The sequence below is a fragment of the Bombilactobacillus sp. ESL1197 genome (assembly GCF_058107145.1).
Genome location: NZ_JBYLTY010000001.1, coordinates 525,989 through 549,874, shown reverse-complemented (window position 1 = coordinate 549,874; position 23,886 = coordinate 525,989). Strand labels below are relative to the sequence as shown.

The window sequence follows — 23,886 nt, the reverse complement described above, 5'->3', positions numbered from 1 at the left end:
GACAAAAAGTGGTGGATAAATAATTGCAACGAATTATTTATCCACCACTCAGCTTTAAATTTTTTCCAAGCGATCGGCACCACATAGCGTACTGGTTGAATACTTAGCAGCTGAAAATTGATAATCTGAGATTAAACTTCACTAAAATCAATATCTACACTATCCGTTGCTTGTGCGGACTTTTCTTCTGCCAAGTACTGCTTATCTAGCATTTTAATAAACGGATAATAGATTAAAATTCCTAAAATGATTTCAACAATTTGTAAAACTGAGCCTTTCCAACTACCGGTTGCTAACCAGCCAGAAATAATTGGTGGCGTCGTCCAAGGTAACTGCACGCCATTGGTTCGTGGTACCCAACCAGCCATAAACACTAGTCCAGAAATCAAGGTATTTAATGTCGGCACAACAATAAAGGGAATCGAAATAATTGGATTCAAAACAACTGGCAAACCAAAGATTATCGGTTCATTAATTCCAAAAATCCCCGGGACAATCGCTAATTTAGCTAATTCTTTAATGCGTTTAGACCGACAGATAAACAACATAATAACTAATAAAGACAAGGTACTGCCCCCGCCACCATAAGTCGTAAAGATATCAATAAATGGTTGCGTAAAAATGTGCGGTAATGCGGCATGATTTTTAAATGCTGTTAAATTATCCTGTGTTAAAACGAAAAAGATGGGTTGCCAAACCGAGTTAGTGATCGTTGGCCCATTAATCCCAAAGCACCATAGTAAGCTCGCCAAAAAGTTATATAACAAAACCGACGGTAACGAATTGCCAACATGTTTTAATGGTAACTGCAACAATGTATAAATAAAGTTATAAGCTGTATTAAAACTGGTCAAACTAAAAATGATATGCACCAAAAAGAACAGCAAAATGACTAACGCACTCGGTACTAAAGCATCGAATGATTGGCCCACAGCTGGTGGCACACCGTCAGGCATTTTAATTCGCCAACCACGTTTAACAGCAAAACGATAAACTTCTACACTAATTAACGCAATAAAAATTCCTAGGAAGACACCGTTTGGTCCCAAATACATCGTTTGCACGGCACTAACCATTGTCTTACCCGTCTTCACCGTTGTAGGCGTCAAAATTAGAAAAGAAATAATGGCAATGACACTCGAATGAATGGCTTGTAAACCGCGATTTTTACCGTAAGCATAAGCGATCCCCATGCATGATAAAATGCCTGTGAAATTAAAGACCGAATTGGAAACTGCGGAAAACCAATCGTCCCATTTGGAACCTAAAATATGCGTCCAAAATTCACTCCAACCGGGAATTGGAAAGTTACCAATTAACAGAAAAATTGAAGTAACAATAATCAATGGCATGATAATTAAGAATCCATCACGTAAAGATCTCAGCACCACATTGTTGCCTAATTTAGTCGCAATGGGCATTAAAACTTTTTCCATCTTGTTGTTGTGCATTACTGATCCCCCTCATCAATTAGTTAATAACAATACTCAGCTTTAAAACTGGTTAAATCACCTTGATCAACTAGAATATTTCCACCTTTAACTAAATCACTAACGGCTTGATCCACACCTCCGCCGCCTTTTTTCGGCATTTTAACTAAAGTGAGTTCTTCGTGATACTGATTAATTAATGCGGTATTTTTTTCTTGCGCTAATGCCACAATCGGCGCAATTTGCGTATTTTTTTGAAGATAGGCGCTTAATTCACAGGCCATTTGCGAAAACTCAGGGTAATCATAGGTTGGTCCTAAAATAATCAAGTTAGCGGCCATTTTTTCTGCCATCTTGGCAAATTTACTTTGAACTACACTGGCATGAGCACGATAGTAGTCTGTACCACAGTAAAAAGTTCCTAATAATGTCCCTGACTGGGCCTTTAATTCCTGTTCAATCGCTGCCGCGCTCCCCATAGCTAAGCGTTTGCCACCATATGGCGTATCAGCTTTTTCTTTGCCGCCTAAACCGGCTTGAATTTGATCCAAAATAATAATTGCTTTAATCATTTCTACCCCTCAACTAATCAATTGGCTTTTTGATGCGTTGCTCATATTCGTCTAACCACTGCTGACTAACCGGTTGAATCTTGGTTGTATCAGCTTTCGCTGGATAAGCAATCAAAATTTGGGGTTGACTATGTTCAGTTGCCACACTAAAAGTAAACTCGACATTCGTAGCTACTCCCCATTGGCCTTGAGGATTCATGGCAATCAAGGAAAATTCACCCGCTTGACCATATCTCTGTTTTAAATCTCTGATAAACGGATAAACTGCTTGATCACAGGCTTGTTGTGGTGTCAAACCGGCGGCCATTCGCCGCACAATTTCGTAAGACAGACAACCTTTCATAATATCTTCACCTAAACCGGTAGCCGCTGCGGCCCCGATTTGACTATCAGCGTAAAAGCCAGAACCGGACAACGGCGAATCACCCACACGACCCGGTTGTTTCATAAATAAACCCGACGTGGAGGTCCCGACCGCCAGCGCTTGCGTTTGATCTAAAGCAATGGCGCCTACAGTATCGTGACCATCGTATGGATTTAAGGATTGTTGTTGCAATTCTAATTTTTTATTTTCCCAAATTTTTTTAGCGCGAGCTGTCAACATGTTAGTCGTTTCAAAACCGTGCAGCTTGGCGTATTGCGTTGCGCCGGTGCCTACTAAAAAACTATTGTAGTGATTCTGACTTAAAGCTTTGGCCACACTAATGGGATGCTTAACATCCTCAATCCCAGCCACGGCGCCTTGCGCTAACGTAGTGCCGTCCATAAAGGCAGCATCCATTTGTACAACGCCACAAGCGTTCGGTAACCCACCGTATCCGACAGATTTATAATATTGATAGCCTTCTACTTCCTTGATCAAAGCTTCAACAGCATCACCAGCAGATTCTTCTTCAGCCAAAAGTTTACTAGCTGTAACTAAGCCTTCATATGACATGCGCCACGTGGCAATTGTTCCCCATTTTGTCATTGATTGTTTCCTTTCTTACCGTGTCATGGTATAAATTGCTTGCGTATAGATCTCCATAACGGTTAACAGATCCGTTAGTTTCATCCATTCATCTTGTTTATGTGCAATTCCTTTTTGGCCTGGAAATGACGGGCCAAAAGCAACAATGTTGGGCATCACACGGGCATAAGTTGCCCCCGTTGTCGTTACCGGCGTAGCATCCAAGTTCGTCACTTGTTGATAAATTTGGGATAATTGTTGAATTCTCGCATCGTTCGGATCATGATAAACGCTCGGCAAACTGCGAATGATTGTTAATTGACTCCCAGAAAATAATGCTTGCTTCATGCCAGCAGTTACTTGTTGCTCGGTAAATGAAACTGGGTAGCGAATTGCGACTTTTAACACCAAATTATGGTGGTCTTTTTGTAAACTGTATGGCGTTTGAATTAACTTACCACTCGCTTCATCGTGTAACACTAAATTGAGCCCTTCACCATAGTGTTGCTCATGAAAACTTCGTTCTAACCAGTGAAAGTATTGGGCTAAATGCCCTGTTACTAATTGTTGTTCATTAAGCAATTTTGCTAAATAAGTAATCGCATTTTGCCCCATTTCCGGCGCATTAGTTGGTGACCTTTGTCCTTTAACAGCATAGGTTTGCCCATTGATTTGTACTTGTAATTGATCCGGAACATGATCACTGGCTTGATCACCACTAATTTGCGAAAAGTTGGCTAATTCAGCGCCCGCAAATGGTGTCGTGATTTGATAATTAACAATCCCGCGTTCACCATAGACTACTGGAAATTTACAATCCGGGGTAAACCCAAAAGTCGGCGGTGCCTCTTGCTGTAAATATAGTGCAATATCTTGACTGCCACTTTCTTCGTCAGAACCAAAAATCAAGCGAATAGTGTGGTGCGGTTTCACACCCAAATCTTTAAGAATTTTCATACCATATAAACATGTAAAGCTGGGCCCTTTATTATCCAAAATACCGCGGCCATACAGCATTTGCTGCACTTGCGTTACAGCAAAGGGTTCACTTGACCAATCATTGCCCGCAGCTACGACATCTAAATGGCCCACAATGGCTTGATAATTTTGATTATCCAAGCCCCACTGGGCATAAGCCATTGCGTTATTAACCACCTTAGCTGTAAAGCCATATTGCTGAGCTAGTTGAACTATCTCTTGTAACACTTGCCGTGGTCCCAGACCAAATGGCGCCTGCGGTTGAGCTTGCGACTTCACACTCGGAATTTGCATCAATTTTTGCAAGTCAGTTAAAAAATCAGTTTGTTGCTGGTAAATTCTCTGGTGCACTTGACTCGGTGAAAACATGACATCCTCCTTCAACCAGGATTTTCAGATTAGTAATTAATAATTAAAGCCAATCTCATGCCTATGGCTTTAAAAATAAGATTGGTCTAATCCATTAATTATTTTTCTTTGAGCTTAATATTAATCTTCTCCGAAAGCATTTACAAGATATTTTTTTAAATATATCGTGTCCTAAAATGAGATTGGTAATTGCGAATACAAAAAAAGCGGTGCTGAAAGCCCCACTTTTTCTCAAACTTAATTAAAATAATTGACCCCAATGGCTTGCCGCACTTCTTGCAAAGTTTGTTGGGCAACTTCATTGGCCTTTTGACTACCAGTTTGTAAAATCTGATAAACCGCACCTAAATCTTGCGCATATTCGGCTCGACGCTTCCGAATTGGTGTTAAAACTTCATTTAAAACTTCTTCCAAATACCGTTTAACTTTCACATCACCCAAACCACCATGTTGGTATTGCTCTTTTAGGGACGCAATTTTTTCAGTATCTTGACCAAATAAATCTAAATATTGAAAGACAATATTTCCAGCAATTTTCCCCGGATCTTCTACATGAATATGATCTGGGTCTGTGTACATACGCATTACTTTTTTATGCAAATCTTCTTCAGAATCCGACAAATAAATGGCGTTATTCAATGATTTACTCATTTTGGCATTGCCGTCTATTCCGGGTAAACGTCCCTGACCCTTAGGCGGAAACAAGCCTTGTGGCTCCACCAAAACTGCAGCTTGATAAGTTGAGTTGAAGGTCCGCACAATTTCTCTAGTTTGCTCTAACATCGGTTCTTGATCATCGCCAACTGGAACGGTATCTGCTTTGAAGGCGGTAATGTCTGCAGCTTGACTAACTGGATAAGCCAAAAAGCCCGCCGGAACACTTTCACCAAATCCTTTTTGTTGAATCTCGGTTTTGACAGTCGGATTACGTTTTAGTCGGGCGACAGAAACTAAATCTAAATAATACATGGTTAATTCATTCAATGCGGGAATCTGTGATTGTACAAAAATAGTAGACTTACTAGGATCAATTCCCACTGCCAAATAATCCAGCGCTACTTCAATCAAACTGTTCCGAATTTTTTCCGGATTACGCGCATTATCAGTTAAAGCCTGCATATCAGCAATCATGATAAAGCTTTGGTACTGACCACTGTTTTGCAAACGCACCCGATTTTTCAAGGAACCTAAATAATGCCCAATGTGTAATTTGCCGGTTGGCCGATCTGCTGTTAGAATTGTATGTCCTGTCATAATAATTTCTCCTTATTAAATAATATACTGCGACCAGTAGCGCTTAGAAGCTGAGTATAGCCTAAATAAAGGACTTAAGTTTTGGTTTTTAAACTTGAGAACTTTAGCTTAGCTAGACGCAACCTTCTGCTGCTGGGAGCGCTAATTAAGACACTGCGACAAGGGCCGCTTAAAAGCCGTGGACTAACCTAGGATAAACCATTAAGTTGTGGTTTTTAACTTGATGGTTTATTCGTAGTTAGGCACAGGCTTTTGGTACTTGGAGCGCTAATTAAAACACTGCGACAAGTGCCGCTTAAAAGCCGCGGACTAACCTAGGATAAACCATTAAGTTGTGGTTTTTAACTTGATGGTTTATTCGTAGTTAGGCACAGGCTTTTGGTACTTGGAGCGCTATATCAAACACTGCGACAAGTGCCGCTTAAAAGCCGCGGACTAACCTAGGATAAACCATTAAGTTGTGGTTTTTAACTTGATGGTTTATTCGTAGTTAGGCACAGGCTTTTGGTACTTGGAGCGCTATATCAAACACTGCGACAAGTGCCGCTTAAAAGCCGCGGACTAACCTAGGATAAACCATTAAGTTGTGGTTTTTAACTTGATGGTTTATTCGTAGTTAGGCACAGGCTTTTGGTACTTGGAGCGCTATATCAAACACTGCGACAAGTGCCGCTTAAAAGCCGCGGACTAACCTAGGATAAACCATTAAGTTGTGGTTTTTAACTTGATGGTTTATTCGTAGTTAGGCACAGGCTTTTGGTACTTGGAGCGCTATATCAAACACTGCGCCCCAAATAAAAAGTCCTATTGTTCACTGAACAATAGGACGAATGACCGCGGTACCACCTGTTTTGCAGAAATAAATTTCTACCACTTACTTTAAAATAATCTAGTATTAAGTTCCACTTCTTAAATAATAGGGCTAACTTTTCAGCAACCAGTCAGTTTCTAATTTCCCAATTAAATAATACTTTGCGCTTAATAGATACTTGTTAGATGTTCCATTAACTGTTAACGTGATTGTAATGAAACTACATCAAAGTACTGAATTGTATCAGCCATCATTCATTTTAGAATATTAGTTGATCAATCTTAAGTGTTATTTTATCACAATTAACAACGAACTTCTTAATAATTAATTTTAGTGCCAATTAATAATTTACTGAAAGGATCAATCATGTCATTTCCTAATAATTCACAAGCTGATGAACAAGCACACTTAGATTTTGTCGAACAACAAATTACTGATCAATTACAAAGCACTTCAGAAAAATTATTGCAAGCTAAAAAAGAACGTCGACGAGTCGAAATCAATTATGGTGCCAACACTCGGGCCAACTATATTGAAACTGATGATATCATGGAAACTTATGCCACCACGCAGCAACAAAAACAATTATTAAACAGTGCTACCAGTAATGAAGAAATTTTACAAAAAAAGCAAACCAACTTGCACAATTTACAAGGTTCACCTTATTTTGGACGCATTGATATTACTGAAGAGGGGGATGACGATTCCTTATACATTGGCATTGCTTCGTTAGATGATGAACAAGGTGCTGACTTTTTAATCTATGATTGGCGGGCGCCGATTGCCGCCATTTATTACAACGGCACTTTGGGTCCAGTTAAATATCAAACACCTTTAGGGCAACAGACTGTTGATTTAAAACGCAAACGGCAGTTTTCCATTCAAGCAGGCCAAATCAAAAATATGTTTGATACCAATGAAACGATCGGTGACGAGATTTTACAAAACGTGCTTGGGCAAGCTAGTAGTGCGCAAATGCAAAATATTGTCGCAACTATTCAGCGCAAACAAAATCAAATTATCCGTGACACCAAATCCAACATCTTAATTGTTCAAGGCGTGGCAGGCTCTGGTAAAACTTCAACCATCATGCAACGTATTGCGTACTTGTTATATCATAGTCGTCAAAATTTAGATGCCGATCAGATTATTCTGTTTTCGCCCAATCGTTTATTTTCCAATTATATTGCTGAAGTATTGCCTAGTCTGGGCGAAAAAAATATGCGCCAAGTAACTTTTAGTGACTTTTTGACGCAACGGTTACAAGGATTTCATGTTGAAACTTTATTTGAACGTTTTGAAAATGACCAAGCGCAACAAACAATTAGCTATCAAAAAATCCGCCAATTTAAAGAAAGTACTGCCTTAGTCAAAATTTTAGATCATTACGCTGATTATCTTTCCCAGCCAGTATTTAGTAATTTATATTTTAAAGGCCAAATTATTTTTTCTGCTCAAGACATTAGTCACATCTTTGCCAGTTGGCCGAAAAACTTATTAGCTGGTGACAAATATTTAAAAACTAAAAATCATTTAATTAAACAAGTCAAGCATTTAATGCATAGTCAGCAAAATGCTGATTGGGTCAGTGAAAGTTTGGATAATTTAAGTGATGAACAATATCAACAAATTTTGCAGGAGCAAGACTTATTAGACGCCGATTTAACACAACAGCAACAAGCTCTCAGCCATTATTTATTAAAGCAATATTATTTACCACTTTATGATGCCATTTATAATGACTATTTCTTTGATGAAGTCCAGACCTATATCCAACTGCTCAAGCAAGTTCAACCGACTGATATTACCACAGCAGCTTGGCAAGAAATGATTAATGAAATTAATGACCATCTTGAACGACATCAGCTCCACTTAGACGACGCCACTGCCATTTTATATTTACGACATCTGATTACTGGTCGTGGACAAAATCATCAAATTCAATATTTATTTGTGGACGAAATTCAAGATTACTCTTATGTGCAATTAGCGTACCTGCACCAAGCTTTTCCTAACGCTCAATTAACACTGGTAGGTGACATTGAACAAAATGTTTACCAAACTGATGGCTTACCGAGTGAGCATTTTCAAACGATTGCGCAACTGTTAAATAGTTCGAAGACCAGTTTGATCACCCTCAATCAAAGCTATCGTTCCACAGCTACAATTACTAATTTTGCTAAGCAATTGATTCCGAGCGGATCACAAATTCAAGCTTTTAATCGATCCGGCCACCTGCCAACAATTATTATCAGCAACCAGTTAATCACTGTTGCTAAACAACAGGCACAAGCTTTACTCAAGCAGTACCAAACAGTCGCGTTAATTACGAAAACGCAACTACAAGCCCAACAACTGAGTGAACAAATTGGACTCAAGCATCAACTACTTTCACAAGAAACGTTAAAAATCCCACAAGGCTTAGTAATTTTACCAGTTTATTTAGCCAAAGGCTTAGAATTCGATGCGGTGATTGCTTACGACATTAGTGATGCTAATTATCACACATTAGGCGATCAAGGCATTTTATATACTATCGCTACTAGAGCAATGCACCAATTAAGTTTACTTTGTCGCAATCAATTACCACAAATTTTACAAAAGATAGAACCCAAAACATATCAAATACTGCGACCAGCAGCGCTTGGAAGTTGAGTATAGCCTAGATAAAGGACTTAAGTTTTGGTTTTTAAACTTGAGAACTTTAGCGTAGCTAGACGCAAACTTCTGCTGCTGTGAGCGCTAATTAAAATACTGCGACAAGGGCCGGTTAAAAGCCGAGGACTAACCTAAACTAAAAACTGAAGTCGGTTTTTGACTTGAGTTCTTAGCTGTAGTTAAACGCAAGCTTTGAGCATCCGAAGCGGCTAGATCAACCACTGCAGTTAATATTTCCGCAAAAAAATTCGGTCAATTAAATGCTGTTTCGTTTTATGCAAAATAACATCGGCGCGGTTCATCGTAGGTGCGATATATTCAACCAAATTCTTGTAATTCACATCTTGCCAAACTTGATGGGCTTGCTGCAAAACTTGTTCCTGGGGTTGACTTAAATAACGATAATAATAATCGTTCGGGTTAGGATTTTGTTTTTCCGTTTGTAAAAAGCCTAAAAAGCGTTTCAAATACCATTGCTCTATGAGTTGTGGATCTGCGTCCACATAAATAGAAAAGTCAAAATAATCACTCACATATAGGTTTTGATTTTGTGGTAATTGTAAAACATTAATCCCCTCTAAAATTAAAATATCCGGCTGTTCTAATTTTCCTTGCTGTCCGGGAACAATATCATAAATTTCGTGCGAATATAATGGGTAAGTAACGGTCCCTTGATTGGCTTTGACCGCTTCTAAGAACTGCAGTAATTTTTCATTATCGTAACTCCACGGAAATCCTTTTTCACTTAAAATCTGCCGCCGTTCTAATTCTTGGTTGGGATACAAGAAACCGTCCGTGGTCATCTGGGCAATCTTATATTTGGGGTAAGCACGTTCTAACATAATTTTTAAAAGCCTTGCCGTGGTACTTTTACCAACAGCCACACTGCCACTAATTCCAATAATAAATGGTGTTGGATGCGGCTTCTTGCCTAGAAAGTCAGCTTTTTTAATTAGTAACTGCTGATAATTTTTAAAATAGATATGTAACAAATGTCGGAGCGGTTCATAAACTTCCCGGACATCTGTCAACGAAATATGATCGTCAACTGAACGGATTCGTTGGAGATCTGCCGCATCAACCGTCTGTAAATTAGCACCGTGAAATTGCGCCCATTGTTGTCGTGAATATTCATTATAATTCATAAAATCTTGCATTTAACTGCCTCACTCATGATATGATTAAATTAATATTTAGCACTTATTATATCAAAATTTTAAACGCTATCACACTTAACTAAAGAGGTTTTGCTATGCAAAGAATTGTTTTGTTTGGTGACGAAATTCTCGGCGGAGTATATCACAATCAAGTTACCGAGACCTTTACCAAGCGCATCGCCCTAGCCTTTCCTGAAGACGAGGTTATTAATCTCTCTATTCCAGGACACAAAACTACTGACGCCTTAACTCATGTCAACCGCGATTTGGTGGCTTTAGATCCGACCATCGTCATTTTGGGATTTGGTGTAAATGATGTTTCTATTCATGATGAAATTAAACCTGGCTTTTTCACGAATAATCTAACCAGTTTAATTCAAACCATCGGCACTTCTAAAGTAATTCTTTTATCGCCACCGTATACTGACTATCACCATCATCTTAATCATAATTGGCCTCGTCAACTGCAATTTACTTTGGCGGCAGAACATGTCGCTCACAAATTGCAAGTTCCGTTTATTAATCTGTTAAAAAGCATGCAACAACAAAATAATCCGCAGCAATATTTGCAAGCTGATGGTTTACATTTTAATGAGGATGGCTTTGATTTATTATTTGATCTATTACAACCGATCTTAAAGCAGGCTTTAACTACTGCAAAACTCAAAACCCAAGACGCTTAATATGGAGCTTGTAAACAAAAAATCATTCATCAAGCATCATAAAAAAATGTTCGTTCATACGAGCATTTTTATTTTGTCTCAGTTTAATATCAGGACAAAAAAAGTGCTCCTGAAATTAATCAACAGCACTGTAAATTTAATTTGACTACTTGGACGTTTTCGGTTGTAAACCACGATTTTGAATCAAATAAACAACCACCATCAACACTTCAAATCCTACACCAATGATAATGGAGATTTGTGTTTCTGGATTCACAAACATAAAGACCAACGTAATTAATAAACCAAAAAGCGCAATATAGTTAGTCACTGGTGCTCCCGGCATTTTAAATGGATGTTCCTGCAACACCTTGGCGTCGGTCTGCTTGCGAAAGCGTAAATGACTAATCAAGATAATGAACCACGGCATCATCCCTGGTAACACACTGGCACCATAAACTAAAACAAACGGATTGGTTTTTAAATGTAGCATTGTGGGCACAAAATCATTTAACAATAAGCCAATTAAGATTCCACCAGACATGATAATTACGGGCAAATAAGGAACCTTATGCTTCGAAACTTTAGTCAAAGTCTTTGGCAAGCTACCGTTCTCCGCCAAAGTATAAATCATCCGACTAGCACTAAAAATACCCGAGTTGCAGCCTGATAAAGCTGCGGTTAAAACCACAAAGTTGATAATTTCTGCAGCAAAAGTTATTCCGACTTTCGCAAAGGTCTGAACAAAGGGTGACCCAATTTTTCCTAATTCATTCCACGGATAAATCGCCACAATGACAAAAATTGCCCCGATGTAAAAAATCAAAATTCTGAAAATCAACGATTTAATGGATTTCACAATACTCTTTTGGGCATCTTGGGCTTCGCCGGCCGTAATACCCACAATTTCAATTCCCTGATAAGAAGCAATGACTAAGGACAAGGAGAAGAAAAATCCTTTCCAACCGCCCGTAAAGAAACCGCCATGAGACCACAAATTACTAATTCCTACCGGATGACCATGATTACCTAAGCCAAAAATAATTACCAACAGTCCTAAAATAATCATCAGAATAATCGTCAATACTTTAACCAGGGCAAACCACGACTCTAATTGACCGTAAGCTTTGACTGAGGCCAGATTAGCCAACGCCAATGTGACAACTACGATCACTCCGGCAACCCAACCAGGAAAATGTGGCCACCAAAATTGCAAATATTGCCCCACTGCAATCGTTTCACTAATACCTACTAATAAAAATTCAAAAATATTACTCCACGCTGCTAAATAGCCAGCCAAAGGATGGACATATTCCGTTGCAAAATCCGCAAAGGAACCCGTTACCGGATTAATATATAACATTTCACCTAAAGCACGCATCACTAAGTACAAGATACCACCAGCCAACGCATAGGCTAACATCACCGAGGGCCCCGTCCACTTGATGGTGGAAGCTGAGCCCATAAATAGCCCTACACCAATAGTTCCACCTAGAGCAATCATCTGCATTTGATTGGGTGATAATGATTTATTTAACTGTGGTTCCTGCTGCTTTTTTGCCATAACACTCCTCCAAATTAAAAATTAATTAATTCACTTTTACAACTTGCTTTGAAATTTAAATTCTTCATATGCATAAAGTTTGACCAGTAATTCATCAATCCGACAATAATTACCACATTTTAACGAACTACGTACCAAAATGCAAAGTGTTTTTTAATCTATTAACGTTTTAGTTTAATAACTTTCACGAACAAGAGTTGCAATTCGGTACTAATGAAGGATTATTAAATTAAAAAAATCAATTATTTTTAATCTTTGATATATTTTCGTAGTATATCCGGCAATGCTGCTAACATAGCTAAAGATTGAGCTTCATTTTCCATAGATAACTTATTCAAATAATCCAAAGATATTCTCCTTTTATATAGAAAGCAAATGAATATTACTTTTCAAAAAATCTAACTAACCTGCAGAAAACCTGCAGAAAAATCATTACTTTTACCCAATAATTTCTCTGCTATATTATAGCTTATTGTTCTAATATTTAAGTATCTATTATGTAAAAGCAAAAGAGATTGCGACAAAGTTATTTAGCAAACATTCACTAAATTGTCCCAACCTCTTCATTGAAATCATTAAGCCGGCATATGCTGTTCAATCGTTGCTAAATCTAATTGAGCAGTTGTTGGTAATAACAATTTGGCTGCTCCTAATTCTTGAGCATCACCAATACCGACCGAAAAAGCCCCCGCCGCATTGATGGCCTGAATTCCTGCAATAGAATCTTCAATCCCGATGCAATTCTGGGGATCTTCATTAATTCCTGCCGCTGCTGCTAAAAAAATGTCTGGTGCTGGTTTACCAGCTTGCACTTTTGCGGGATCAGCAATTGCAGCAAAATAATCAGTTAATTGCAGTTTATCTAAAATCACTGGTGCATTGCGACTAGCCGAAGCTAGGGCAATCTTAACGTGATGTTTTTGCAACTGCTTTAAAAAAGCCACGATACCAGGTAACGTATCACTAGGTTGCAATTGTTGCAATGATTTTAAATATAAATCATTTTTTTCCGCCATCATTGCTTGAAACTCCGTTTCTGGAACTTCAATCTGCAAATAATTCAAGATAGCGGTTAATGAATCAGCCCGACTAACACCCTTGGTTTGTTGCTCTAATTGATCCGGCAATTCTTTTTGAAAATGATTGGCAATTAATTGCCGCCAAGATTGAAAATGATAAACTGATGTATCAGCGATCACGCCGTCTAAATCAAATAATGCTCCTTGAATCATTTTTTACCCTGCTTTCGTTCACTTAAAATTGGCGTTTGCGCTAATAATTGGTTAACTTGTTGTAAATGATCAGTTGAAATATTAATAAATGGGAAGGTGACACTGACTTCAGTTAAGTTCATATCGCCCATACCACCGTTAACTTCATTGGGATTTTGCTTAAAGTAGTCAAGCACCGGATCAATTTGGGAAATTTGCTCTACTAATTCGGAATCAGCCATGATTGCTTTAATCGTCGTCTGGGCTTGATAACGTTCTACATAATCTGTCGTGGGTTGATAACTGATTTGATAAGTGCCCGCTGACAATTCAAAATTGCCACCAGTAAATTGCTGGTCATTAACTTGAACAGTTTGTTGTTCAGCTCTGGGCAAGCGTACTTGAGCGCTAACGCCAAATGGAATCGTTAATTGAATCTTAATTGTATGCTGTGCGTCAGTTTCCACTTGATTATGCACTTTAATTTCACCGTAAGAACTTTGGAAATGACCTTGCACATCAGTTAACCGGTAATCAAATTGTGGCGCAAAAGTAAATTCTTTAAATCCTGGTGTATGCTCTGTCAAGCCTAATAAATATTTATAAGCCCACTGCATAATGGCACCAATACTGTAATGATTCAAAGAATTCATTCCTTGCGGATTCATTGAGCCATCTTCTTGAACCGAATTCCAACGTTCCCAAACTGTTGTTGCCCCTAAATTGACTGCATATAACCAACTTGGAAAGTCTTCATTCAAGAAAATTTCCGTAGCCAATTTATGTTGACCGTTAGCCGATAAAGCTTGGCACAGATAAGGTGTTCCGACAAAGCCCGTTGTTAAATGATTATGATCTAATTTCAAACGTTGCACTAAATCATCCACCACGTGTGCTTTTTGTTGCGGCGTAATTAAATCAAAGAATAGTGCCAAGGCGTAGGCCGTTTGTGAATTAATCGCCACGCGGCCAGTAGCCGTAATATATTCTTGTTGAATAGCTTGTTTAATTTGGCTAGCCAAATCCCCGTATTTTTGGGCATCGGCTGACTGATCCAACAATTGAGCAGTTTGTGCCATAATCGTAGCGGAATAGTAGTAATAAACAGAAGCAATAAAATCTTCATCAGTTTTACCAGTTGGCTTAGCTGGATTTTCTCCATCTAAAGCTAACCAATCACCAAATTGGAACGTTCCTGTCCACAAGTTGGGCGTCGTGGTCTGTGCGCTAATCCAATCAACCCAAGATTTCATATCCGAATAGTTTTGCTGCAAAATAGCTGGATCACCGTAAGCTTGATACATATTCCACGGAATAATCGTGGCTGCATCAGCCCAAGCAGCCGCGCCGCCGTCACCTTGACCCATAGCTGGCGCATACATTGGTAACATACCACCGCGCTGTTGTTGTTCAATTGCCATATCTTTCGCATATTTCTTAAAGAAAGCAAAGACATTCATATTAAAGGCTGCGGTTTCGGAGAAAATTTCACCGTCGCCACTCCAGCCCAACCGTTCATCACGCTGTGGGCAATCCGTCGGGACGTCGATGAAGTTACTGCGTTGACTCCAAATAATATTTTGGAACAAGCGGTTAACTAGTTGATTATTCGTCGTAATGGAGCCGGTATCTTGCATATCGGAATACAAAACATCAGCTTGATAATCGGTCATTTGTAACGGTTGGGTATTGCCGCTAACACGCACATAACGGTAACCAAAATACGTAAAGTGGGGCCGCACCCAACCAGTCGTTCCATCCGAAACATAGGTAAAACTAGCTCGGGCTTCGCGCAGATTATCGCGATAAAAGTTGCCGTTTTGTAAAATTTCACCCATTTCAAAGGTGATCTTGGTACCTTTTGGCTCACGATTATAAAATTCTAACCAGCCAGCCTGATTTTGTTGGAAGTCTAGCACTTGCTCACCAGCTGGCGTTTGAATTAATTGTGGCGTTAATTGTTGGTGGACGGTAATTGGTAAACTCAAGCGATCTGCTAAAATAGCCTTCGAATGGTCAATGACCACTGCCGGTTGCCAATCAGTCACTTCTTTAGTAGCGTCATAATCTTCACCGTAATAAATGGCCGATTTAATTACCTTACCGGCAGTCGTTTGCCAATCTGTGTCTGTCTTAATTACTGCGTGAGTGCCATCAGCATAATCTAAATGATATTCCGCAATCGCCATTTGACGATTACCGTAAATACAATCTTGACCACCATCAAAGCCAAAGTTACCTTTATACCAACCATCAGCCAACGAGATGAGTAACTCATGCTGCCCCGTTGTCAGTTCTTTAGTTACATCGTAAGTTTGCACTTGCACCAACTGATCATACGCTGTCACACCCGGTGTTAAATATTCATTGCCAACTTTTTGGTCATCAATATATGTTTCATATAATCCTAAACCACTAATATATAAGCGCGCTTGTTTTAACGGCTTCTCAATGGCAACTTGTTTTTTCAATAAAGTATTTTGTAAATCAACATTTTGATTACCAATCCAAGCAGCACTAAAGGCTTCCGTCATTTTGCCCGTTTCAAACCAACTAGTTGCTCTGGCAGTCTGCGTGCCTGCTTGCACCTCAATAGTGACATCATAACGGGTGCGGGGGGTTAAAGCTTGTTGAACTGTAAAGTAATTATCACTAAATTCTTGCCAGTCACTTTCATAAACGGGCTGTTGTTTAGATGTGGTAATAGTTAATTTTTTTTGCACCGGTTGTTGAGTAGCAACGTTTTGTAATTGAAATTCAATTCGTAAATCACTCAAATCAAAGCCGAGTGGTTGTTGCATATGATTAATTAAGATATTCGTAATTTCCATTCTGGTCATCCTCCTAACTTAAGCTGCGAAAAAGAGCGGGTAAAAGGCTAAAGCTAACCTAGACAAATTCAAAAGTCTGAATTTGACTTTTAATTTGGCGTAGTTAGACAGAGACTTTTGCTCTTTAGAACGTATTTATCAAGCTGTTACAAGCAATTTATTACAATCTTGTAGTAAAGTCGCCACAAAATGGATCGACAGGATTAATGCCCTTGAATTCACTTTGACCTGTTAATTTATCAAAAACTGCCTGGATGGTTTCAGCATTGCCAGTATAAGCATTCACAAAAGTTGAGACATTGGGAATATCAAATAAATGATACGGATTAGCAGTAGACACAAAAATTGTGGGAATAGCCTTCATGAACCACGGAGCATCAGCGGCCATCAAATGAACCCAATCAATCCGTGTAGTTGTCTGATTGCTGGCAGTTTCAATATTCGCTACATATAAAGCCAAATCAAATTTTTGCTGTAAATCAGCAACCCCTTCTTCAAAAACTTCATGAAAGTCTAAGTGTGCTTGATCAAATAAAGTGACTTCAAAGCCCCGCTCTTGTAATTGTTTCATAATGCTATCAGTAACACTACCGCCTTCTTTAAAGCCGCCATCATCGCTATCACCTAAAACCACTAAGCGGACCCGAGGATATTTTTGCGGCGTCATTGGTAATAATTGGTCACGGTCTTTGACCAAAGTGACTGATTGATCAGCTAATTTTTTGGTTGCTTGATGATGCTGTTCTAGTTGCAAATCTAACTTGGCGGGTACTGCATCACAAAATTGACCGTTAGTGTCCATAATGCCTTGCGCTAATTTAGTTGCCAAAATTCGGGTCACCGCTTCATCCAAACGTGCTTGTGTAATCACATTATCGGCTACTGCTTGTGTAATATATGCATAGTCTTCATCAATATTCTTATTAAACAAAATCATATCAATCCCAGCATTAATCGTCGCTGGTAATAAATCTTTGCGCGCCATGGCAGCATTGTAACCAATCATCGGTGTTGCATCAGTGATGGTTAAGCCATTAAATTGAAGAACATTCCGTAACAAACCATCGATCAACAACTTGGAGCTCGAAGCTGGCCGTAAGTCTTGGTCACTAATTCCAGGTTCTAAGGCCCGTTCCCAAGCCGGTTGCATAATATGCGCAATCATGACTGCGGGAGTACCATCATTAATTAATTGATGGTAAATTTGCCCGTAAGAATTCATCCAATCATCTTTAGACAAGGAATTCACTGAACTAACTAAATGTTGGTCGCGTTCATCCACGCCATCACCAGGGAAATGTTTAATCACCGGAATCACATGGGCATCTTTTAAGCCCTTAACTTGAGCTTGAGCCATCTTAATCACCCGATGTTTATCGCTCCCAAAAGTCCGCGTATTCATAATTGGGTTCCGGAAATTATTATCAATATCTACAATTGGCGCAAAGGACATATTGTTTCCGACTTGATGTGCTTCATTACCGGCAACATTACCTAATTGGTACGCATTTTCGGGATTGTCACTAGCGGCTACTTGCAGTGGTGTGCCAAACCAAGTGCCTTCATTGACAATACCATTACCACCAGATTCCAAATTAGCAGCTGTCAATAACGGAATTTTACTATTAGTTTGCGCCGTTTCTAACTCCCGCTTAATTTTTTCTGCTTGATCAGGCCGGTACATCACCCCACCAGGTTGATACTTGCGCATAAATTCTTTGAGATCTGTTGTTTGTTCATCGGGACCAATGACAAAGAATAACTGTCCAATTTTCTCTTGAGTATTCATTGCTTGTAATTTTTGTTGAACATAAGTAATTTGTTCTTGTGTTAAGTTATAAGGCTTTGCTGTTAAATCAACCATTTCATCAACCTCCATCAGGTTCTAATCATATAACGATTTTATTGTAACGAAGAAAATTTCATCCAACTATGGTTAAACAGTATAAATCTTCTGTTTATTTCCTAGATAAGCTTCAGAAAAAAGTTATTTTCTACTTTAAATAGTTTATGATTAAAGTAAAAACCAGTGTGGAGGGAATTATTGTGAAACAAAAACTATTAAAAATTTTGCGCTCCAAAAATCAGCCCCGTGATTGGCAAGATGTTTCTGCCACTTTTGCACAACAAGGGAATACATTGAAACGTGCTGGTCAAATCACTGATGAGCCAACCTATGAGTTTTTTGAAACTTACTCTGATGATCTCGTTTTAAATCTCAATGCGATTACGATCTCCGTGCAACCAGTCAATTCTTTTATTCCCTACCATTTACATAATTACATTGAAATTATGATTCCCTTAGTAGGCAATTGCACCGTACATTTGGATAAGCAAACTGTTCAGTTAAATAGTGAAGATGTTTTATTCATTGGTAATCACACGCCTCACAAAGTTGAACCTATCGGTCCAAATGATATTGTCGTTAATCTAGCACTCAAAAGTTCGGCCTTTTCCCTCAACGACCTCAACTTTTTACACCGTAATGGTACCAACTCCAATATCTCAAACCTGTTATTCACCCTCCTATCCAACGAAAATTATAGTGCAGGCCGTTATGTTTGGTTTCAAGTAGAACATCAACCGAAAATTGTCAATAATATTTATGACATTATTGACGAATATTACAATTACGACATTCAATCCCACCAAATCATTCGCTTTGATATTTTAACGCTATTTTCTCGCCTCATTCGCCAAGCCTATCACGCTAAAGCCCACACTCATAAAGTCAAAGATTCGCAAATCAATCTGTTGTCACTATTACTTTATATTGAGAATAACTACCGCACCATTACCCTGACCCAAATGGCCAAAGATTTTGGCTTCAATCCCAACTATCTTTCTACTTATTTAAAGAAACAAACGGGGCAATCTTTTATTCAATTGGTTCATCTCCAACGCGTCAATACTGCAGGGGAATACTTAATCTATACCAAAGCCCCCATTGAAACAATTGCCAGTGAAGTTGGCTATGAAAATCCTTCATACTTTTATAAAGTTTTTAAAAAAATTATCGGCGTTTCTCCTGCCGAATACCGGCGTAATAATCAGTAAAATGATAGCGAATACACAAAAATTATCATTCTTTTGATTTTGAAATGCCATCATGAATTAACGTGGGGATAATTGGCGTTCATCGAATTATTCAAATTGCTCTTAATGAATTTCATAATTAAATAACAAATAATCACGTCAATTTACATCTATTAAATTGGGATTATAATTGTGGTAATTGTTGTTGTGATTTCAGTATCTAATTTCATAATATTTTTAAATAAGATTTGATTGAATTATCAGATTGGAGATAGCCAATGTTGAAAAAGTATCTACAACCGTTGAACTTGATTATCATTATTTCTATCTGTTTGTCGCTACTCACTTTCTCCGGACTGGTCACCCCCGTAAAAGCTAGTAGCCTCTCAAATTTATTGACTAATAACAGCAATGCCACTTTTATGACCAGTCCACACTGGTCCAAACAATCAAACATTACAACAAATAATCTCCTCACTAACACCAATTTATTAAAAGACACCAGTAGTTTGCTTGGAATTAATTATGCCGATGGGACAACAGGTTTTAACTTGCATAGTCAACAAAATTTTGACCAAGCTGCTTATGTTAGCTTAAATTGGGAACAGCTAGCTAATTTATCAGGTGATTATAATGTGCAACGGAGTACCGATCCGTCCAATCTCACCTCATGGCAAAACGTGGCCAGTAATTATGGCAAGACCATTAATGTTTTAAATATTTATCCCACTAATGGCAATCACCTCCAGAATTGGTTACAGATCAAGTACACTAATCCGCAAACGCAGCAAATTCAGACTGTCTCCCAAGGCTTAATCAAAGTCACACCCGTTTCGGCAGCCGATTTTGCGGCCAATCCTACGCAGTATTTGTTTAAAGATAGTTCCGGTAATTATAATTACGACGAACTTTATTTTGGTGCCGCCGATGGCGGTTGGAATGTCGATATTACTAATCAGGTTAAAGATTTAATTAATTACAGGACGCGGTGTTGTCTTCGGTCATGATACCTTAAGAGACAGTCGTCCAGTTTACGATACTTTTGCTCCCAAACTTGGCTTAAAGATCTTCGGCACTCGTGATCTCACTTCCCAAGGTGATGATCGCTTGGGCTCTACTACTGTCGAATTGACCCCAGCTTTTATGAACGAATCCTTAGCCCAATACCCAAATAATCTCTTGAATTATAATCCATCTAATAAATTTACGATTCAATCTTCCCACACTTCTAATCAATTTTATCTTTACAATGGCGGCTCCCAAAAATGGATGGACTTCTTACCACTCACTGACAAAGATCCACATTATCATATTTTGGGACAAACCAAATACAATACTACCGACGAACATTATATTGACCAGTCTGGTCAGAAAAGTTTTACTGCCACCAATGCTACGGCTGACAATAATTGGTATTTAATCACCAAAAACAACTATGCCATGATTCAAACAGGTCACGTCACTAACGCTTGTACAATCGAAGAAGCAATGATCAATGCCAATTTAATGTACTATACCAGCACTCTCAATACTGGCACGACTGGTGAAGATCGAACTGTCAAAGATACTGCCGCCCCTGATGCGCCCACTTTAGATCATGTCACAGCTACGACTGACCAAGATCAAGTTAGCGTTAATGTTCACAGTTTAGATAATGCCACCAACTACTATTATCGAGTCAAAGGCAATGCTGATAATACCACGCAATACTCCAACACCATCCAACAACCAGTCAAAAGTGATATTAAGGGTTATATTTACCAATTAGATGACAATCCTGACACGACGATTACGCCTCATAAAAATACTCAGGGAATCATTGATGGTTCTGATAATGACAACTTCATTGGCGTGAGCGATCCTACCGCTAGTGCTAGCATTGCCAATCTAGATCGCTTTTCCAAGCAATATCTACACGTTATTGCTGTTGATCGGGCCAATAATTACTCCACGACAAGCACCCAAAAAGTTGCTGATTTAATCACTAAATGTCCCGACTTTAGTTACCAAATTTGGAATGACCAGAACTATAACGGTATTTTTGATAGTGACGAAACCGTTAATAATGACCAACAAGTGACTGTTTTCTATAAAAAAAATGATGGCTCTTATGTACCGATCACTTCAGTCACTAGTCTTAGTGGGGAACATGACTTTTTAAACGAATTGCAAGTTAACGCCACTGTGCAAATCGGTCTTAATACCCAGGCTAGCGGTTTTCAAGGCCTGGCCCCTACTAGCGCTAGCGATCTTTCTGAAGGCGATCCCGTAACTATTAATGGGCAACAATATTTATTGTCTCACCCCATTAACCTGACCAAAACTAGTCAAACGCAAAAACTTGGGCTGGTTAATCAGTTACGCTTTTTAAGTTTTCAAAATTTACCACAAATTCAATTTGGCAATGACAAAACGCCAATTCCTGAACAACAAGCGAAAACTTTTATTAATAACAACACCTCTAATTTACAAAATGAATTACAAATCAAAGATACCAGAGCTAGCCAGCCCCAATTCAATCATTACTTTGTACCTTATCAAGTCACAGCACGTCTCTCAAACTTTACCAAAAATGGGCAAGTCGGTTTACAACAAGCACAACTGCTTTTTCAAGAGCAAAATTCTGGACAATCGACTACTCTCAGTCCCAATGATTCCGAGACTTTACTCTACAATTCCAATGCTACTGTTTTAAATGATCTCAACACTATTTACTACTTCGATCCAGCTGGCAACTCACAAATTAAGTTACAAGTCCCCCCACGCGGTTTGAATAATCAGATTCAAGGCGGCGCTTACCACGCAACATTAACGTACACGATTAATAATGCTTTAACATAGACAGACCAATACTCCGCCGCTTGGTAGTGACACCGCCAAATGAGCTTGGTTCTTGCATAATGATTCAGACTTCAAGATTGAGTTGAGCGTTTGCTGTAGCCTTAATAAGATGTCTGACTACGCACTTGATTCCTAAATTAAAAATCTATGAAATCAACACAAAAGCTCACTTTTTTCAATCTAGTCATTCAGCACTTATTCCAACTATACTTAATTTATGAAATCGAATTCAAATTAAGTGTGAGGAGTAAGTCAATGAATAAGTTCCAAGAACTTCTGCAAAAAACTTTGGTGCCCGTTTCTAATAAAATTGGTCAAAGTAAGATTTTACAAAGTATTTCAGCTGGTATGGTCATGACTTTACCAATTACCATTGGTGCTTCTGTCTTTTCCATCTTAGCTAGTTTTCCGATTAAAAGTGTTAGTAATTGGTTTAATTCTTTAAGAATTACTCAACCAATGAACGCTGTCGTTAACGGTTCGATGAACATCTTGGCCGTTTTTATCGTTTTTTGTATTGCTTACAGTTATGCTCAAAAAAGCAAATCGAATGGTGTAATCGCCGGTCTGTTTAGTTTATCGAGCTTTTTTGTGTTAGCACCACAAACTGTCGGTCATGGTAAAAAAGCTATTAACGCTTTTGAAATGCAGTACATGGGTAGTCAAGGAATTATCGTAGCTATTATTTTAGCTATTTTAATTAGTATGCTTTATGTCCGCTTGAACAAAGTTCAAAAACTAAAAATCAAATTACCCGATTCCGTGCCTAGTATGGTTAGTACCTCAATTGAGCCCTTAATTATTGGGATTATTATTTTCACGATTGTCTTTATTGTGGGTGCTATCTTTAGTTATACTCCATATAAAGATGTCTTCCATTTCGTCAACCAATTGATTACGACACCGTTATTGCATGTGGGTGGTTCTGCTTGGACAATTATCTTAGTAATCACCTTGTCCAACTTACTCTTTTTCTTTGGTGTGCATCCAGCTGCTATTCAATCTGTTTTAATGCCAATTGTTATTTCGATGATGGTTGCTAGCGCTCCCGCTTTTCAGCAAGGTAAAACCATTCCGTATTTGCAAAATTTAGTTGCCTTTTCTTTTTCCAATAATGATGCCGCTGGTGCGACCTTAAGTTTGGTGCTGATTGGCTTAATCTTTGGTAAATCGAAACGTTATAAAGAATTCTTTAAAGTTTCCTCAATTCCTAATTTATTTAATATTAATGAGCCAATCGTCTTTGGTTTACCAATCGTTCTTAATGCCTTATTATTCATTCCTTTTGTTTTATCATCATTGGTGTCCGGATTAGTGGCCATCGGTGCAGTCAAAATTGGTTTTATTTCGATGTATAATCCAACCTTAAGTCTGGGTATGCCTTGGACCATGCCCAAAGTCATTGCTGACTTCTTAATTATGGGCTGGCAAGGAATTGTTATTTGGCTCATTAACTTTGCTTTAATGGCTTTGATTTACTTGCCATTCTTTAAAATTTTAGATCAACAAGCTTTAAAAGAAGAACAACAAACCGCAATTAATAAAGGAGAATAACTTTAATAC

Annotated in this window: 16 protein-coding genes; 6 read left to right on the top strand and 10 right to left on the bottom strand. The window is 38.5% G+C overall.

Annotated features, from left to right (window positions below; genetic code table 11):
- Window positions 1-131 precede the first annotated feature (131 nt).
- From AC3B6B_RS02240 to trpS, 5 genes are all read right to left on the bottom strand, one after another.
- Complete coding sequence (locus AC3B6B_RS02240) at window positions 132-1,451, bottom strand: PTS sugar transporter subunit IIC (protein WP_489757085.1); 1,320 nt, start codon at window positions 1,449-1,451, stop codon at window positions 132-134.
- Between the two features lie 23 nt (window positions 1,452-1,474).
- Window positions 1,475-1,999 (bottom strand): GrdB-related putative oxidoreductase, encoded by a 525-nt coding sequence (locus tag AC3B6B_RS02235; protein ID WP_489757702.1) that lies wholly within the window; start codon window positions 1,997-1,999, stop codon window positions 1,475-1,477.
- A gap of 16 nt (window positions 2,000-2,015) precedes the next feature.
- Window positions 2,016-2,972, bottom strand: a complete 957-nt coding sequence (locus tag AC3B6B_RS02230) for a glycosylasparaginase (RefSeq protein ID WP_489757084.1) — start codon at window positions 2,970-2,972, stop codon at window positions 2,016-2,018.
- A 15-nt stretch (window positions 2,973-2,987) separates the two neighbouring features.
- Window positions 2,988-4,298 carry a Sapep family Mn(2+)-dependent dipeptidase gene (locus AC3B6B_RS02225; RefSeq protein ID WP_489757083.1) on the bottom strand — a complete coding sequence of 437 codons (1,311 nt, stop codon included), beginning with the start codon at window positions 4,296-4,298 and terminating at the stop codon, window positions 2,988-2,990.
- A 237-nt stretch (window positions 4,299-4,535) separates the two neighbouring features.
- A complete protein-coding gene (gene trpS, locus AC3B6B_RS02220) occupies window positions 4,536-5,552 on the bottom strand; it encodes a tryptophan--tRNA ligase (RefSeq protein WP_489757082.1) in 1,017 nt (338 codons plus the stop codon).
- Window positions 5,553-6,729: 1,177 nt separating this feature from the next.
- On the opposite strand from trpS, the gene helD reads away from it, so the two are divergent.
- Window positions 6,730-9,018, top strand: a complete 2,289-nt coding sequence (gene helD / locus AC3B6B_RS02215; RefSeq protein WP_489757081.1) for an RNA polymerase recycling motor HelD — start codon at window positions 6,730-6,732, stop codon at window positions 9,016-9,018.
- 230 nt (window positions 9,019-9,248) lie between these two features.
- Here the strand turns inward: helD and coaA are convergent, their stop codons facing one another.
- A complete protein-coding gene (coaA, locus tag AC3B6B_RS02210; protein ID WP_489757080.1) occupies window positions 9,249-10,178 on the bottom strand; it encodes a type I pantothenate kinase in 930 nt (309 codons plus the stop codon).
- Window positions 10,179-10,273: 95 nt separating this feature from the next.
- Here coaA and AC3B6B_RS02205 point away from each other — a divergent pair, with 95 nt between their 5' ends.
- Complete coding sequence (locus tag AC3B6B_RS02205) at window positions 10,274-10,861, top strand: SGNH/GDSL hydrolase family protein (protein ID WP_489757079.1); 588 nt, start codon at window positions 10,274-10,276, stop codon at window positions 10,859-10,861.
- A gap of 145 nt (window positions 10,862-11,006) precedes the next feature.
- On the opposite strand, the gene AC3B6B_RS02200 is transcribed toward AC3B6B_RS02205, so the two are convergent.
- From AC3B6B_RS02200 to AC3B6B_RS02185, 4 genes are all read right to left on the bottom strand, one after another.
- Window positions 11,007-12,404, bottom strand: a complete 1,398-nt coding sequence (locus AC3B6B_RS02200) for an amino acid permease (protein WP_489757078.1) — start codon at window positions 12,402-12,404, stop codon at window positions 11,007-11,009.
- Window positions 12,405-12,979: 575 nt separating this feature from the next.
- Entirely contained in the window at window positions 12,980-13,636 is a 657-nt protein-coding gene (gene pgmB, locus AC3B6B_RS02195) for a beta-phosphoglucomutase (RefSeq protein WP_489757077.1), read from the bottom strand.
- Window positions 13,633-16,446 (bottom strand): alpha-L-rhamnosidase, encoded by a 2,814-nt coding sequence (locus tag AC3B6B_RS02190; RefSeq protein WP_489757076.1) that lies wholly within the window; start codon window positions 16,444-16,446, stop codon window positions 13,633-13,635. The genes pgmB and AC3B6B_RS02190 overlap by 4 nt, the downstream gene beginning before the upstream one ends.
- A gap of 160 nt (window positions 16,447-16,606) precedes the next feature.
- Entirely contained in the window at window positions 16,607-18,310 is a 1,704-nt protein-coding gene (locus AC3B6B_RS02185; protein WP_489757075.1) for a glycoside hydrolase family 3 protein, read from the bottom strand.
- Window positions 18,311-18,492: 182 nt separating this feature from the next.
- Here AC3B6B_RS02185 and AC3B6B_RS02180 point away from each other — a divergent pair, with 182 nt between their 5' ends.
- The 4 genes from AC3B6B_RS02180 to AC3B6B_RS02165 all read left to right on the top strand — a co-directional run bounded on the left by AC3B6B_RS02180 (window position 18,493) and on the right by AC3B6B_RS02165 (window position 23,877).
- Window positions 18,493-19,503 carry an AraC family transcriptional regulator gene (locus AC3B6B_RS02180; protein ID WP_489757074.1) on the top strand — a complete coding sequence of 337 codons (1,011 nt, stop codon included), beginning with the start codon at window positions 18,493-18,495 and terminating at the stop codon, window positions 19,501-19,503.
- A 257-nt stretch (window positions 19,504-19,760) separates the two neighbouring features.
- Window positions 19,761-20,489, top strand: a complete 729-nt coding sequence (locus AC3B6B_RS02175) for a hypothetical protein (RefSeq protein WP_489757073.1) — start codon at window positions 19,761-19,763, stop codon at window positions 20,487-20,489.
- Window positions 20,490-20,589: 100 nt separating this feature from the next.
- Window positions 20,590-22,323: a hypothetical protein gene (locus AC3B6B_RS02170; protein ID WP_489757072.1), complete on the top strand. Its 1,734-nt coding sequence runs from the start codon at window positions 20,590-20,592 to the stop codon at window positions 22,321-22,323.
- A gap of 255 nt (window positions 22,324-22,578) precedes the next feature.
- Window positions 22,579-23,877 (top strand): PTS sugar transporter subunit IIC, encoded by a 1,299-nt coding sequence (locus AC3B6B_RS02165; RefSeq protein WP_489757071.1) that lies wholly within the window; start codon window positions 22,579-22,581, stop codon window positions 23,875-23,877.
- Window positions 23,878-23,886: the final 9 nt, after the last annotated feature.